We start from the raw sequence: 13058 nt of genomic DNA on the forward strand, positions 1-13058 counted from the left end.
CAGCGGGAAAAGCAGGAATAGGAATTTCCATGGAACTTTTCCCCCGTCGGCGGAATTTCACCGACGTAGAGCAGAGAGAATCGTGTTAATATTTTCACGCTTCCCCAGCTGCCAATCGGAATCAGGGGGTTGATCATGGGCAAGTTGTTGCTGACCACTTTGGCGGGTATTTACGCCGTTATGGCCATCGCCGGACGCGACGTTCCCGGGAACGTCGAACAGGCCTCTGCGGCCACGTCGAATGACACCGTACAGGTCTCACGCGCCGCGAGCGATAATCAAGAGCTTTCGGCCAGCGAGGCCCCTCAAATTGTCGCGAAGGCTGCTGCATCACAAGCCAACACGCCGAAGATCGAGAAAGCCTCGTTGATCACCCGCGTCACGCCGAACGCGCGGATGCCGGGCCCCGAGCTCAAACCGTCGCCGGAATATCGCGACACCTCGGCGCCGAAAGTCGAAGGCGGCACGCTCTGGAGCGTGACAGCCAATGCGCTCAACGTGCGCTCGGGCCCCTCGACCAGCAACGCCGCGATCGACCGCGTCCGCAAGGGCGACGATGTGCTCGTCGTGGCCGAGATCGGCGGCTGGGCGAATGTGAAGATCGAGGGCGACGGCACCGAAGGCTGGGTCTCCAAGAAGTACCTGCGCCCGGCAAATTGACCTAAACCGGCCTGCCAGCCGCTAAAATCTTGCCTTTTCAAATGGCTCGAAATACCCCCGTCGGAGGCAAATCTCCGGCGGGTTTTTCTTTGCGTCGCCGGATCAGAGGGAAGGCGCGCGCATGGCCAAGACGATCCTTATCACTGGATGCTCCTCGGGCATCGGCTATGACGCGGCCCACGGGCTTAAAGCCGCGGGCTGGAAAGTCTTCGCCACCTGCCGCCGTGAAGAAGATTGCGAGCGCCTGCGCTCCGAAGGGCTGATCTCGTTCCAGCTCGACGTGGCCGATCCCGAAAGCATCGAGGCGGGCTTCAACGAGGCGCTGGCGCGCGGACACGGCCGGCTCGACGCGCTCTACAACAACGCAGCCTTCGCCTGCCCCGGCGCTGCCGAGGACATCCCCCCCGGCGCGCTGCGCGAGATTTTCGAGACCAACCTGTTCGGCCTGCACGACCTGACGACCCGCGCGATCAAGGTGATGCGCGCGCAGGGCGACAATGGCGAGGGGCGCATCCTGCAATGCTCCTCGGTTCTGGGCTTCGTCGGGCTGAAATGGCGCGCGGCCTATGCCTCGACGAAATTCGCGTTGGAAGGGCTGACCGATGTGATGCGGCTCGAGATGGCCGATACGAATATCAAGATCGTGCTGATCCAGCCCGGCCCGATCACCTCGAAAATCCGGGTCAATTCGATCCCGCCTTTCGAGAAATGGGTGGATTGGGAGAACTCCGCCCGCCGCGCACAATACGAGGGCAGCCTGCTCAAGCGCCTCTACCAAAGCCGCGGCAAGCCCGACACGTTCGAACTGCCGCCCTCCGAGGTGACCAAGGCGATCCTCAAGGCGCTCGAGGCCCCGAACCCGAAGCCGCGCTACAAGATCACCACGCCGACCAAGGCAATCAGCGTCGTGCGCCGCTTCCTACCGGACCGGATGCTCGACTGGGTGCTGGACAAGGGCTGAAAATCCTTTCGCATTTTCGTGATCTCCAGCTATGTCTTGAGCCCAGAGGGAGAGAGACTACATGCGCAACGACCCGTTATTTTATGTCGTCGCTCTGGCGAGTTTGGCGGTTCTGGTGATCTTGATGATCGGCATCGCGGGCTTCGGACGCGGGGGCGATTTCAACAAGAAACATGCCAACAAGCTGATGCGGTTGCGCATTGCCGCCCAGGCGGTCGCGATCGCGCTGATCCTGTTGTTCGTTTATCTCAGAAGGGGTGGCTGATGGTCGTTCTCAATCGCATCTACACGCGCACCGGCGATGCCGGGGAAACCGCGCTCTCGAACGGAGTGCGCGTCGCCAAACATTCCGCGCGCGTGACCGCCTATGGCACCGTGGACGAGCTGAACGCGACCGTGGGCATTGCGCGCCTGCATGCGGATGAGGCGCTGCAAAAGCAGCTCTCCGTGATCCAGAACGACCTCTTCGATCTGGGTGCCGATCTGGCGCGGCCCGATATGGAGCATGACGACGAGGCGGGCTACCCCGTCCTGCGCATGGTCGAGTCTCAGGTGACCCGGCTCGAGACCGAGATCGACGCGATGAACAAGAAGTTGGAGCCGCTGCGCAGCTTCATCCTGCCGGGCGGCACGCCGCTTGCCGCGCACCTGCACATGTCGCGCACCGTGGCACGCCGCGCCGAGCGCGAGGCCGTGTCGCTGGCCGCAATCGAAGGCGTGAACGAATGGGCGGTGAAATACCTCAACCGCCTGTCCGACTGGTTCTTCGTCGCTGCCCGGATCGCGAATGACGACGGCAAGGACGATGTGCTCTGGGTTCCAGGCGGGAGCCGCTAAGCGCCCCCTACAGAAAGCTCTGCGGATCGATATCGACCGCGAGCCGCGCATTGGTCGGCAGCTTCAGCCCCTTGAGCCAAGCCTTGAGCGCGCCCTGTAGCGGCGCGCTTTTCTCTGCCTTCACCAAGAGCCGCACCCGGTGCCGCCCGCGCACCCGCGCGATCGGCGCAGGCGCGGGCCCGAAGACCTGCGCCCCGATCCGGCGCAGGGCGGCATCGTTGCGCGCAAGGTGATTGCCCACCTCAAACAGCGGCTGCAAATCCGGCCCTGACAGGATGATCCCCGCCATCCGCCCGTAAGGCGGCACGCCCTGCGCCTGCCGCGCGGCGGCCTCCTGCGCCCAGAACGCCTCCTCGTCGCCGCCCAGAATCGCGCGGATCACCGGGTGTTCGGGCTGATAGGTCTGCAACAGCGCCGCGCCCTTCTCCTCGGCGCGGCCCGCCCGGCCCGCCACCTGCCGCATCAGTTGGAACGTCTTCTCCGCCGCGCGCAGGTCCGAGCCCTGCAAGCCAAGATCGGCGTCAATAACGCCCACCAAGGTCAGGCGCGGGAAGTTATGCCCCTTCGCCACGATCTGCGTGCCGATGATGATATCCGCCTCGCCCTGTGCGATCTCCGCGATCTTCTCCTTCAGCGCGCGGGCCGAGCCGAACAGGTCCGAAGACAGCACCGCCAGACGCGCCTCGGGAAAGCGCTCCGCGACCTCCTCGGCCAGCCGCTCGACCCCCGGCCCGACTGGGGCGAGTTTCCCCTCCACCTCGCAGCTCGGACATTTCACCGGGATCGGCTTGGTCTCGCCGCATTGGTGGCAGACGAGCCGCTTGAGGAAACGGTGCTCCACCATCCGCGCGTCGCAATGATCGCAGCCGATCTGATGCCCGCAGGCCCGGCAGATCGTGACCGGCGCATATCCGCGACGGTTGAGAAACAGCATCGCCTGCTGCCCCTCGGCCACCCGCGCCAGAACCTCTTTCACCAGCGTCGGCCCGATCCAATGCGCGCTCTCGATCGCCTCGTCGCGCATGTCGATCGTGCCCATCTCAGGCAGTTCCGCCGTGCCGAACCGCGCCCCCAGATCGAGCCGCTGATACTTCCCCGCCTCCGCGTTTGCCCATGTCTCGAGGCTGGGTGTCGCCGAGGCCAGCACAACCTGCGCCGAACAGCCCGAAGCGCGCAGCACCGCCATGTCGCGGGCGTTATAGAGAACGCCCTCCTCCTGCTTGTAAGAGCTGTCATGCTCCTCATCGACCACGATCAGTCCCAGATCACGAAAAGGCAGGAACAGCGAAGACCGCGCACCGACGACAAGCTGCACCTCGCCCGCACCGCAGGCCTTCCACAGCCTGCGCCGCTCGCTCTGCGTGACGCCGGAATGCCACTCGCCGGGGCGCGCGCCGAACCGCGCCTCGACCCGCGAGAGAAACTCCGAACTCAGCGCGATCTCGGGCAGCAGCACCAAAGCCTGCCGCCCCTTGCGCAGACATTCCGCGACCGCCTCCAGATAGACCTCCGTCTTGCCCGAGCCGGTCACGCCCTTCAGAAGCGTCGTCGAATAAGCCCCGGAGCCCGCGCGTAAAGCCTCCGCCGCCGTGGTCTGTGCCTCCGACAGCGCCTTGCCGGGCCGCGCCGGATCGAGCCGCGGGAACGGCTGATCGCGCGGCACCTCCGCCTCGATCAGCGCGCCGGTCTTCACCAGCCCTTTGACCACCTGCGTCGTCGCCCCGGCCAGATGCGCCAGCTCGCTGAGGTAGAAGCCCGCACCGCCATGCTCTTCCAGCACCTCCAGCACCCGCGCCCGCGCATCGGTCATCCGCGACGGCTCCCGATCACCCAGCCGGTAAATCGTTCGCATCCCCGGCGGATCGCCCAAGCCCGGCGCCCGCGTCGCCAGACGCAGCACCTGCGGCAAGGGCGTCATCGTGTATTCCGCCATCCGCTCCAGAAACACCCGCAGTTCGTCGCGCATCGGCGGCACGTCGAAGACCCGGTTCACCGCGCGCAGCTTGGCGGCATCGAAACCGCCCTCGCCCGGTCCCCAGACCACGCCCAGCACCTTGCGCGGCCCCAGCGGCACCTCGACGAAAGCCCCGCTGAAACACCCGCCCTCCGGCGCGCGATAATCGAGCGGCCGCCCGATCGGCTCCGCCGTCAGCACCGCGACCCGCGCGCCCTCTTCGAACCAACCGGGTTCAGACATCGCCATGCCTTCCAACTGCGCTAAATATCCCGGGGAGCGGCGACGCCGCGGGGCGGAGCCCCCGTCCTGCTGCGACCTCTTTCGCCGTCGCCACTTTTGCGCTAACACGCTCGCGACTGCTGCCAAGGAGAGCTGCCATGAAATTCTTCGTCGATACCGCCGACACCGCCGCGATCAAGGAACTCAACGATCTGGGCATGGTCGATGGCGTGACCACCAACCCGTCGCTGATCCTGAAATCGGGCCGCGACATTCTCGAAGTCACCAAGGAAATCTGCGACATGGTCCACGGGCCGGTCTCGGCCGAAGTCGTGGCCACCGAAGCCAAGGACATGATCGAAGAAGGTATGAAGCTCGCCAAGATCGCCCCCAATATCGCGATCAAGGTTCCGCTGACCTGGGACGGCCTGACCGCATGCAAGGCTTTCGCATCCGAAGGCCACATGGTCAATGTCACGCTGTGCTTCTCGACCGCGCAGGCGATCCTCGCCGCGAAGGCGGGCGCGACCTTCATCTCGCCCTTCATCGGCCGTCTCGACGACATCAACATCGACGGGATGAACCTGATCGAGGACATCCGCACGGTCTATGACAACTACGACTTCACGACTCAGATCCTCGCCGCGTCGATCCGCTCGGTGAACCACATCAGCGACGCCGCGCGCATCGGCGCCGACGTGATCACCGCACCGCCGGCGGTCATCAAATCGATGGTCAACCACCCGCTGACCGACAAGGGTCTGGCCCAGTTCCTCAAGGACTGGGAAGCGACCGGCCAGAAGATCTGACCTTCCGCCCGCGTCCGATACAACAAAGGCCCGCCTCTCCGGCGGGCCTTTTTCGTCGAGCGGGCCGATTTTTTCGACTGCGTCGCGGGGCGCATCGTGTATGCTTGGAAAAAATGATGCATCGACCAGCGACGAGACAGGCATGACCGAACCGGCCCTCGTGGAGCAACTCCGCGACAAGATCATTTCCGACCCTGACGTGATTCTCGAGGACCGCGACCTGATGCGGGCGCTGATCGCTGCGAACGAGGCCGCGATGGGCGGCAATATCGTCGATCTGCGCGGCGCGGCCATGTCCCGGCTCGAGGCGCGGCTCGACCGGCTGGAAGATACCCACCGGTCTGTCATCGCCGCGGCCTATGAGAACCTCGCGGGCACGAACCAGATTCACCGCGCCGTGCTGCGGATGCTCGACCCGCATGACTTCCAGTCTTTCCTGTCCAACCTCGCGACCGAGGTGGCCGAGATCCTGCGCGTCGACGCGGTGCGCCTCGTGCTGGAAAGCCACCAGAACGAGAACGACCCGGCGCTGCGCCAGCTGGGCGAGGTGCTTTGCGTGGCCGAACCCGGCTTCATCACCGAATACATGCGCGGCGGGCGCGGCGGACAGCCGCGACAGGTCGTGCTGCGCCAGACCGTGCCGGGCTCCGAGGCGATCTTCGGCGAAGCGGCGAACTGGGTGCGCTCCGAGGCGCTGATGCAGCTCGATCTGGGCGAGGGCCGCCTGCCCGGCATGCTTGTCATGGCCGCCGAGGACCCGCATCAGTTCAAACCGTCGCAAGGCACCGATCTTCTGGCCTTCTTCGCAGGCGTATTCGAACGCACAATGCGCCGCTGGCTGGATTGATGGCGGAGCCGTCCGCAGGGCTGCAAGACGCGCTCGCCGAATGGCTGAGCCATTTGCGCGGGCTGCGCGACGCTTCCGACCATACGATCACCGCCTACCGGCATGACGTGGCGAGCTTCCTTGGCTTTCTGCAAACCCATCATGGCGAGAGCTTGGGCACCGCTCGGATCGCACAGCTGGGCCCCTCCGATATGCGCGCATGGATGGCGCATGAACGCGGCCGCGAGGTCTCCTCGCGCTCGCTCTCCCGCGCGCTTTCTTCGGTGAAAAGCTTCATCCGCTGGCTCGCCGATCGCGACGGGTTCGACGCGAGCCATATCCTCTCGACCCGCAGCCCGAAATATCAGCGCAAACTCCCGCGCCCGCTGAACGAGGACGCCGCGGCCGGGATGATCGAACAGGTCGACACACAGGCGATGGAGCCGTGGATCGCCGCGCGCGACGCCGCCGTGCTGACGCTGCTCTACGGCTGCGGGCTGCGAATCTCCGAAGCGCTCGCCCTGCGCGCCGACGCCCACCCCCTGCCCGAGGTGCTGCGCATCCGCGGCAAGGGCGACAAGGAGCGGCTCGTGCCGGTCGTACCCGCCGCCCGCGATGCCGTAGCCGAATACATGCGCCTGTGCCCCTACCCCGCCGAGCCGGATGCGCCCTTGTTCTACGGCGCACGCGGAAAGCCGCTCAATCCGCGCATGATCTCCAAGGCGATGGAGCGGGCGCGCATGTCGCTGGGCCTGCCCTCCACGGCGACGCCGCACGCAATGCGCCACAGCTTCGCGACGCATTTGCTGGCGGCCGGCGGCGACCTGCGCGCCATTCAGGAACTGCTGGGCCATGCGAGCCTCGGAACGACTCAAATCTACACCGCCGTCGATGCAGCGCGGCTGATGGAAATCTACGACAAGAGCCATCCGCGCGCCTGAAGTTCGCTTGCCCCTGCGTCGCAAATCCGGCATCACGGACAGATGGATATCCGCATCAAAGCCCTGTTCGTTCACCTCCTCACCGCCACCGGCGCCGTGCTGTCGATGCTCGCGCTTCTCGCGGCCGCAGAGGGCGAATGGGCGCTGATGTTCCTCTGGCTCGTCACCGCGTTCTTCGTCGACGGGATCGATGGCCCGCTCGCGCGGCGCTACGATGTGAAGGCGAATTTCCCTCTCTATGACGGCGTCCTGATGGACCTGATCATCGACTATCTGACCTATGTCTTCATCCCCGCCTTCGCGCTGTTCCAGTCGAGCCTGCTGCCGGGATGGACGGGCTGGCTCGCGATCATCGCGATCACCTATGGCAGCGTCGTCTATTTCTCCGACACCCGGATGAAGACGAAGGACAACTCGTTCCAGGGCTTCCCGGGCGCGTGGAACATGCTGGTGCTGGTGCTGTTCGCGCTCAAGCCGGGCTATTGGACGATCCTTCTCGTCGTCGTGGCGCTCGCCATCGCGATGTTCCTGCCGCTCAAGTTCATTCACCCGGTGCGCACGAAGCGCTGGCGCGTGGTCTCCTTGCCGATGGCGCTTTTGTGGACCTTCTTCGCGGGCTGGGCCGCATGGGTCGATTTCGACCCGGCAAGCTGGGCGCATTGGGGGCTGGTCGTCACGTCCATCTACCTGCTGCTCGTCGGCATCGTGCAACAACTCGTGCCCGAGAGACGTTGATCCTGCGGTAGCCACACCGGCTACCCGCACCAACATCTTTCAGGAGGCCTCATGCGTCGTACTCTCGCGCTCCTCGTTCTCGCCCTCTCCGGGCACGCGGCTATCGCCGCGCCAGACTACATCGACGACCGCTCGACCCCCGCGGCGCTGATCCGCTCGCTCTACAACGCGATCTCGCTGCATCACTACGCCCGCGCGTGGAGCTATTTCGCCCATCCCGAAAAGAACGGCGATTATGCGGATTTCGCGAAAGGCTATGCAGACACCGCCGAGGCTTCGGTAACGATCGGCCCGGTGACATCGGAAGGCGCAGCCGGTTCGATCTACACCACGCTCGGGGTGACAGTGAGCGCCCGGACGCGGGACGGCAAAACCGAGAGCTTCGGCGGCTGCTATGTGACCCGCCAGATCCAGCCCGCGATTCAGGAGCCGCCCTTCACGCCTCTGCAAATCGTGACCGGGCACCTGATCGCGCGCCCGGCGGACGACGCCATGCCTGCCAGCTGCGACGAGCAAGGCCAGCCGCAGTTCTGAGCGCTCAGACCCGCGTCAGCACCACGCCCGACACGATCAACAGAGCCGCCAGCGCTTTCGTCATCCGCATTTTCTCGCCGAAGACGAGCCAGCCGATCAACACCGCGAACAGGATCGAGGTCTCGCGCAGGGTCGCGACCAGCGCGATCGGCGCGCGGGTCATTGCCCAGATAGAGATCGCATAAGCCCCGTAGGAAGCCGCTGCCCCTAGCGTCGCGATCCCCCATTCGCGTGGCGCGGCGCGCAACATCGCGGTCCCGCGCAGCCCGAGCATGCCCGTCGCGAAGAACACCCCGCCCAGCACCATGATCCATCCGACATAGCCCACGGGCTCGCCCGAGATGCGCGCGCCCATCCCGTCGACCAGCGTATAGCTCGCGGTCGCCAGCGCCGAGCCCAGCGCATAGGGCAGCAGGCGGCGGCTTTCGCCATCGGTGAAAACCCCGCGCGCCATCAGGGCGATCCCGAGCCCCAGCACCGCGATCCCCGCATATTCGAGCCCGCTGATCGCATCGATCGCCAGTGCGGCGGAGACGATCGCCACCATCATCGGCGCGGTTCCGCGCGCGATCGGGTAGACCCGGCTCAGATCGCCCTGCTCATAGGCATGGGCGAGGAAGAACTTGTAGCCGAAATGGATCACCCCCGCGGCAAGGATCCAGCCCAGCGCGGCGCTGTCCGGCAAGGGGCGCGACAAAGCCACGACAAGCCCGATCAGAGCCTCGGCAATGGACAGCATCACCATGGCGCGGATTTTCGAGCCGCCCAAACGGATCAACGCATTCCACAGGGCATGCAGGAAGGCCGCGCCCAGCACCGCCGCCATGATCGTCAAACTCATATCCGCGCCCTTCTCTGCCCGACCGGCCATCGGTAGCTCCGGGCCATGACGAGGGCAAGCCGCCCCGTGCATGGGCCCGCAATCGCGGCGCGTGGCCCGGAGGGGATTGCGAAACGGGGCGCGCTCGGGCTATGGCCGCTCCATGCCGAGATACGCGTTCAAAATCGAATATGACGGGGGCCCTTTTTCCGGGTGGCAGCGTCAAGCCGACCAGCCTTCGGTGCAAGGCGCGGTCGAGGCGGCTTTGGCCAAGCTCGAACCCGGCCCCCATACGATCGCCGCGGCTGGCCGCACCGATGCGGGCGTTCATGCCACCGGGCAGGTCGCCCATGCCGATCTGACGAAGGATTGGGACCCGTTCCGGCTGTCGGAGGCGCTGAATTATCACCTGCGCCCCGCGCCGGTCGCGATCCTCGCCTGTGCCCGCGTCGAAGACGAATTCCACTCCCGGTTTTCTGCACTAGAGCGGCGCTACCTGTTCCGGCTCGTGCAACGCCGCGCGCCGGTGACCCATGATCGCGGGCTGGTCTGGCAGGTCCTCAACCCGCTCGATATCGAGGCGATGCGCGAAGGGGCCGCGCATCTGATCGGGCATCATGACTTCACCACCTTCCGCTCGACAATGTGCCAGTCGAACTCGCCGGTCAAAACGCTCGACGAGATCAGGGTCGAGGCGATCGACATCCCGCATGGGCGCGAGGTCCGGTTTCACCTGCGCGCGCGCAGCTTCCTGCACAATCAGGTCCGCTCGATCGTCGGCACGCTGGAGCGCGTCGGCGCCGGGTCCTGGCCGCCCGAGCGCGTGGGCGAAGCGCTCGCCGCGCGCGACCGCGCCGCTTGCGGACCGGTCTGCCCGCCGCAGGGGCTCTATCTAAGCGCGGTCGGCTATCCGAGCGACCCCTTCGCCTGACGCGCCCCGCGCGCCGGGCGGGGCGGGAAGAAACGGCATTCGTGTTGGCACGGCGACGCCGCGCGTTTCAGCAGGGACGAACGCCGCGTCCTCATTCACGGCGCTTGCCACTTCGCTTCCGGGCGTTCCGTTTTGCCGGCGCCAGCCCTTCGCGGTGACATCGATTTCCCGCGCGTCCGCGCTTTGTAGACGCGACGCTTCGTCCAAAACGAGCGGCGCTAGGGCATCGCCCTCAATTCGCCGCAGCGTCGATATGAGTTCCTCAAGCCGCTCTCGGCAACGCTGCGCCACAGCCACATCTAGATCACGCAGAAGCAGGGCGGTCTCGCGTTCCGAGAGGTGGGCCACTGGCGCATGCGTGATCTTCGGATGCGCAGTCGCGCAGCTATGCGCGCCGGTCACGGGGGCCTCGTGCAACTTCTCCCCCCTCCGCAAACCGATCCGCAACAACTCGATCTCGCCGTCGGGGCAGTCCGGCCCGCGCAGCCGTAACCCGCGCGCCTCGACCATCTGCCGGGCGAGATCGCCGATCCGGATCGGTGCGCCCATATCGAGCGCGTAGACCCGCCCCGAAACCTCCCAGCGCCCGGCGATCAGCACGAGCCGCGCCGCTTCGGCGATGGTCATGAAATAGCGTGTGGCGTCAGGATCGGTGAGCGTGAGCGGCCCGCCTTGCGCGATCTGCCGCTCGAAAATCGGCACGATCGATCCCGACGAGCCGATCACATTGCCGAAGCGCACGATCGAGAAAACCGTCGCGCCCGCGCGGGTCGCAAGATCCTGCACCACCAGCTCGGCCATCCGTTTCGACGCACCCATGGCCGAGCGAGGTGCAATCGCCTTATCGCTGGAAATCAGCACGAACCGCGCAACTTTCGCGGCCCGCGCCCCCCGCGCGAGGCAGACCGTGGCGGTGACGTTATTCGCGAATCCGGAAAGCGGGTTTTCCTCAACCAGTGCGACGTGCTTGTAGGCGGCGGCGTGGAACACGGCATCGATCGCCTCTTGCGCGAAGATCTCTCGCACCAGCGCCGCGTCCCCCGCGGAGCCGAGCCGGGTGACGAGGTCGACACCCGCGCGGGCGGCGAGCGGCGTCAGGTCGGACAGGAGGGCGAAAAGCGCGGGCTCCGAGAGTTCGAGCAGGACGAGTTTCGCCGGGCTACAGGTGAGAATCTGACGACAAAGCTCTGCCCCGATGGAGCCGCCCGCCCCCGAAATGAGCACGGATTTTCCGCGGTAGAACTCCGCCTCGGGCGGGTCGCCCCCGGTGATCTCACAGCGGCCCAGCCAGCGCTCGGGGCGCACCGGTTCGAGCCGCGCGGCAAGATCCGCGCCGCCGACCAGCAGGGCGAAATCCGGCAGCGCCTCGCAGCGCAATCCAAGGCGCGAGAGGTCACGCGCCAGCGCGGCCTTGCGCGGCTCGGGCAGGCGCGGATCGGCGAGGACGACGCGATCGACATTGAATTTGCGGATCAGCGTCTCGCGCGCCGCGGGACCCAGAACCGGCACCCCGTCCAACGTCGCGCCGCGCAAAACCGGGCTGTCGTCGAGATAGGCGCAGGTCAAAAACCCGGATCGGTCGCGCAACGCCCGTGCCAGCGCGATCCCCTCCGGCGTAGCACCGTAGATTGCGATGCGCGAGACGACGTTCGAGCGTCGATAGAGCCATCCCGTCAGCGCCAGAAGCGCCCAGCGCTGGACCACGAGGCCCGACAAAAACGCGCAACCGAAGAAGAGCGCAGTGCCGCCACCCTGCCATCCGAGGCCGACCCAGAGGGCGAGTGCAGGGAAGCAGGAGAGGACGACCGCCCTTCCCGCTCCCAGCATGGCGAAGTCCTTCAGGGACACGCGCGCTAAACCGGTACCGAGGCTTGCCACTGCGGCGAGACCACTTCCGGTCAGGACTAGGAGCCAGGCATTCCCCCCGAGGCCCCCGCGGCTCAAGGCAGGCGTGAGTTGCAACACCAGCGCAAGGCACGCCATCGCGAGCAGCGCATCGAGCTTCGCGATGACAGCCGCCTTGCGCGGGCGCGACAGCGCGATCAGGCGCGTCGCGATCTTGTCGATAAGCGCTCCCCTCACGCGATCCCTCCGCGCAGGGTTTGCCAGATCAGCGCAAGATCGAGCCGCCACGAGGCCTGCCTTTGGTATAGCAGATCGAGCCGGGCTTTCTCGGGGACGCAAGCCTGATCGTAGATCCGCCGCGCCTCCTCCGCCGTCCGACATCGCGCCAGCAGACGCGCCTCTTTTTGTGCAAACTGCACGCTCGCGAGACCGGTGATCCCCGGCGGGCTTGCGAGCACCTGCGCATAGAGCTGCGGGAAACGCGCTACCACCTCGCGCAGCGGAGGGCGCGGTCCGACGAAGCTCATATCGCCGCGCAGGACGTTCCAGATTTGCGGCAGCTCATCGGCGTGGCAGCGGCGCAGAACCCGCCCGAGCGGGGTGATCCGTGCACGCTTATGCCCGGCGGTGATGCCGTGATCGCCCGCCTCCGCCTCCATCGTGCGGAACTTCCACATCTGAAAGCTGCGCGTGGGACTGTGCATCCGTTCGCCGCCGTAGAACCACGGTCGCCCCTGCACCAGTGCAACCGCCAACCAAACAAGCACGATCAGCGGCAAGACCACGGGCAGCGCCAGCACCGCCAGCGTCAGATCGAAGAGACGTTTACGCCTGCGCCGGGCCGGGGTCATGCCAAATCTCCAGTTACGGGTAGCCACAAGGGGCGAAACTTCCGCAAGCCTAGGCAGGTCGCAGTTGCGATGCGGTTAACGCAGCCCCGCTCCCATGACCGGACCTCACGACACCTGACACCGATACAATCG

The 13058-nt window shown here is 66.0% G+C and carries 14 protein-coding genes; 10 read left to right on the forward strand and 4 right to left on the reverse strand.

Annotated features, from left to right (window positions below):
• The first annotated feature begins 135 nt into the window (after window positions 1–135).
• The 4 genes from BMI88_RS13155 (at window position 136) to BMI88_RS13170 (ending at window position 2458) form a co-directional block, all read left to right on the forward strand.
• The gene (locus BMI88_RS13155; RefSeq protein WP_078549337.1) at window positions 136–660 is read left to right on the forward strand and encodes an SH3 domain-containing protein; all 525 of its coding nucleotides are present in this window, start codon (window positions 136–138) and stop codon (window positions 658–660) included.
• A gap of 121 nt (window positions 661–781) precedes the next feature.
• Complete coding sequence (locus BMI88_RS13160; RefSeq protein WP_078521360.1) at window positions 782–1621, forward strand: SDR family NAD(P)-dependent oxidoreductase; 840 nt, start codon at window positions 782–784, stop codon at window positions 1619–1621.
• A 61-nt stretch (window positions 1622–1682) separates the two neighbouring features.
• Entirely contained in the window at window positions 1683–1886 is a 204-nt protein-coding gene (locus BMI88_RS13165) for a twin transmembrane helix small protein (protein WP_078521361.1), read from the forward strand.
• Window positions 1886–2458 (forward strand): cob(I)yrinic acid a,c-diamide adenosyltransferase, encoded by a 573-nt coding sequence (locus BMI88_RS13170; RefSeq protein ID WP_078549339.1) that lies wholly within the window; start codon window positions 1886–1888, stop codon window positions 2456–2458. Before BMI88_RS13165 ends, BMI88_RS13170 begins: the two co-directional genes overlap by 1 nt.
• Window positions 2459–2465: 7 nt before the next feature.
• Here the strand turns inward: BMI88_RS13170 and BMI88_RS13175 are convergent, their stop codons facing one another.
• On the reverse strand, window positions 2466–4655 hold the full coding sequence (locus tag BMI88_RS13175) for a primosomal protein N' (RefSeq protein WP_078549802.1): 2190 nt from the start codon (window positions 4653–4655) through the stop codon (window positions 2466–2468).
• 137 nt (window positions 4656–4792) lie between these two features.
• Here BMI88_RS13175 and fsa point away from each other — a divergent pair, with 137 nt between their 5' ends.
• The 5 genes from fsa (at window position 4793) to BMI88_RS13200 (ending at window position 8479) form a co-directional block, all read left to right on the forward strand.
• A complete protein-coding gene (gene fsa, locus BMI88_RS13180; protein WP_078549341.1) occupies window positions 4793–5443 on the forward strand; it encodes a fructose-6-phosphate aldolase in 651 nt (216 codons plus the stop codon).
• A gap of 142 nt (window positions 5444–5585) precedes the next feature.
• Window positions 5586–6290, forward strand: a complete 705-nt coding sequence (locus BMI88_RS13185; protein WP_078542595.1) for a DUF484 family protein — start codon at window positions 5586–5588, stop codon at window positions 6288–6290.
• Window positions 6290–7210 carry a tyrosine recombinase XerC gene (locus tag BMI88_RS13190; protein WP_078549343.1) on the forward strand — a complete coding sequence of 307 codons (921 nt, stop codon included), beginning with the start codon at window positions 6290–6292 and terminating at the stop codon, window positions 7208–7210. The genes BMI88_RS13185 and BMI88_RS13190 overlap by 1 nt, the downstream gene beginning before the upstream one ends.
• Window positions 7211–7252: 42 nt before the next feature.
• Complete coding sequence (locus tag BMI88_RS13195) at window positions 7253–7945, forward strand: CDP-alcohol phosphatidyltransferase family protein (protein WP_146673567.1); 693 nt, start codon at window positions 7253–7255, stop codon at window positions 7943–7945.
• Between the two features lie 51 nt (window positions 7946–7996).
• Complete coding sequence (locus BMI88_RS13200; protein WP_078549347.1) at window positions 7997–8479, forward strand: hypothetical protein; 483 nt, start codon at window positions 7997–7999, stop codon at window positions 8477–8479.
• Window positions 8480–8483: 4 nt separating this feature from the next.
• Here BMI88_RS13200 and BMI88_RS13205 read toward each other — a convergent pair whose 3' ends face one another.
• Window positions 8484–9320 (reverse strand): DMT family transporter, encoded by an 837-nt coding sequence (locus BMI88_RS13205; RefSeq protein WP_078549349.1) that lies wholly within the window; start codon window positions 9318–9320, stop codon window positions 8484–8486.
• 142 nt (window positions 9321–9462) lie between these two features.
• Between BMI88_RS13205 and truA the strand changes: the two genes are divergently transcribed.
• The gene (gene truA, locus BMI88_RS13210) at window positions 9463–10230 is read left to right on the forward strand and encodes a tRNA pseudouridine(38-40) synthase TruA (RefSeq protein WP_078549804.1); all 768 of its coding nucleotides are present in this window, start codon (window positions 9463–9465) and stop codon (window positions 10228–10230) included.
• Here truA and BMI88_RS13215 read toward each other — a convergent pair.
• Window positions 10192–12312, reverse strand: coding sequence for a polysaccharide biosynthesis protein (locus BMI88_RS13215; RefSeq protein WP_078549351.1), 2121 nt, complete (start codon window positions 12310–12312; stop codon window positions 10192–10194). The genes truA and BMI88_RS13215 overlap by 39 nt on opposite strands.
• Window positions 12309–12926: a sugar transferase gene (locus tag BMI88_RS13220; protein ID WP_078549353.1), complete on the reverse strand. Its 618-nt coding sequence runs from the start codon at window positions 12924–12926 to the stop codon at window positions 12309–12311. The genes BMI88_RS13215 and BMI88_RS13220 overlap by 4 nt, the downstream gene beginning before the upstream one ends.
• Window positions 12927–13058: the final 132 nt, after the last annotated feature.

Source organism: Thioclava sp. F36-6, assembly GCF_002020305.1.
In the GTDB taxonomy this organism is placed as follows: domain Bacteria; phylum Pseudomonadota; class Alphaproteobacteria; order Rhodobacterales; family Rhodobacteraceae; genus Thioclava; species Thioclava sediminum.

Bases quoted from the DNA above. Each gene is read 5' to 3' on its own strand.
- BMI88_RS13200 (WP_078549347.1), top strand. From the start codon at position 7,997: ATGCGTCGTACTCTCGCGCTCCTCGTTCTCGCCCTCTCCGGGCACGCG.
- BMI88_RS13155 (WP_078549337.1), top strand. From the start codon at position 136: ATGGGCAAGTTGTTGCTGACCACTTTGGCGGGTATTTACGCCGTTATG.
- BMI88_RS13185 (WP_078542595.1), top strand. From the start codon at position 5,586: ATGACCGAACCGGCCCTCGTGGAGCAACTCCGCGACAAGATCATTTCC.
- BMI88_RS13220 (WP_078549353.1), bottom strand. From the start codon at position 12,926: ATGACCCCGGCCCGGCGCAGGCGTAAACGTCTCTTCGATCTGACGCTG.
- BMI88_RS13160 (WP_078521360.1), top strand. From the start codon at position 782: ATGGCCAAGACGATCCTTATCACTGGATGCTCCTCGGGCATCGGCTAT.
- fsa (WP_078549341.1), top strand. From the start codon at position 4,793: ATGAAATTCTTCGTCGATACCGCCGACACCGCCGCGATCAAGGAACTC.
- BMI88_RS13205 (WP_078549349.1), bottom strand. From the start codon at position 9,320: ATGAGTTTGACGATCATGGCGGCGGTGCTGGGCGCGGCCTTCCTGCAT.
- truA (WP_078549804.1), top strand. From the start codon at position 9,463: ATGCCGAGATACGCGTTCAAAATCGAATATGACGGGGGCCCTTTTTCC.
- BMI88_RS13190 (WP_078549343.1), top strand. From the start codon at position 6,290: ATGGCGGAGCCGTCCGCAGGGCTGCAAGACGCGCTCGCCGAATGGCTG.
- BMI88_RS13170 (WP_078549339.1), top strand. From the start codon at position 1,886: ATGGTCGTTCTCAATCGCATCTACACGCGCACCGGCGATGCCGGGGAA.
- BMI88_RS13165 (WP_078521361.1), top strand. From the start codon at position 1,683: ATGCGCAACGACCCGTTATTTTATGTCGTCGCTCTGGCGAGTTTGGCG.
- BMI88_RS13175 (WP_078549802.1), bottom strand. From the start codon at position 4,655: ATGTCTGAACCCGGTTGGTTCGAAGAGGGCGCGCGGGTCGCGGTGCTG.
- BMI88_RS13195 (WP_146673567.1), top strand. From the start codon at position 7,253: ATGGATATCCGCATCAAAGCCCTGTTCGTTCACCTCCTCACCGCCACC.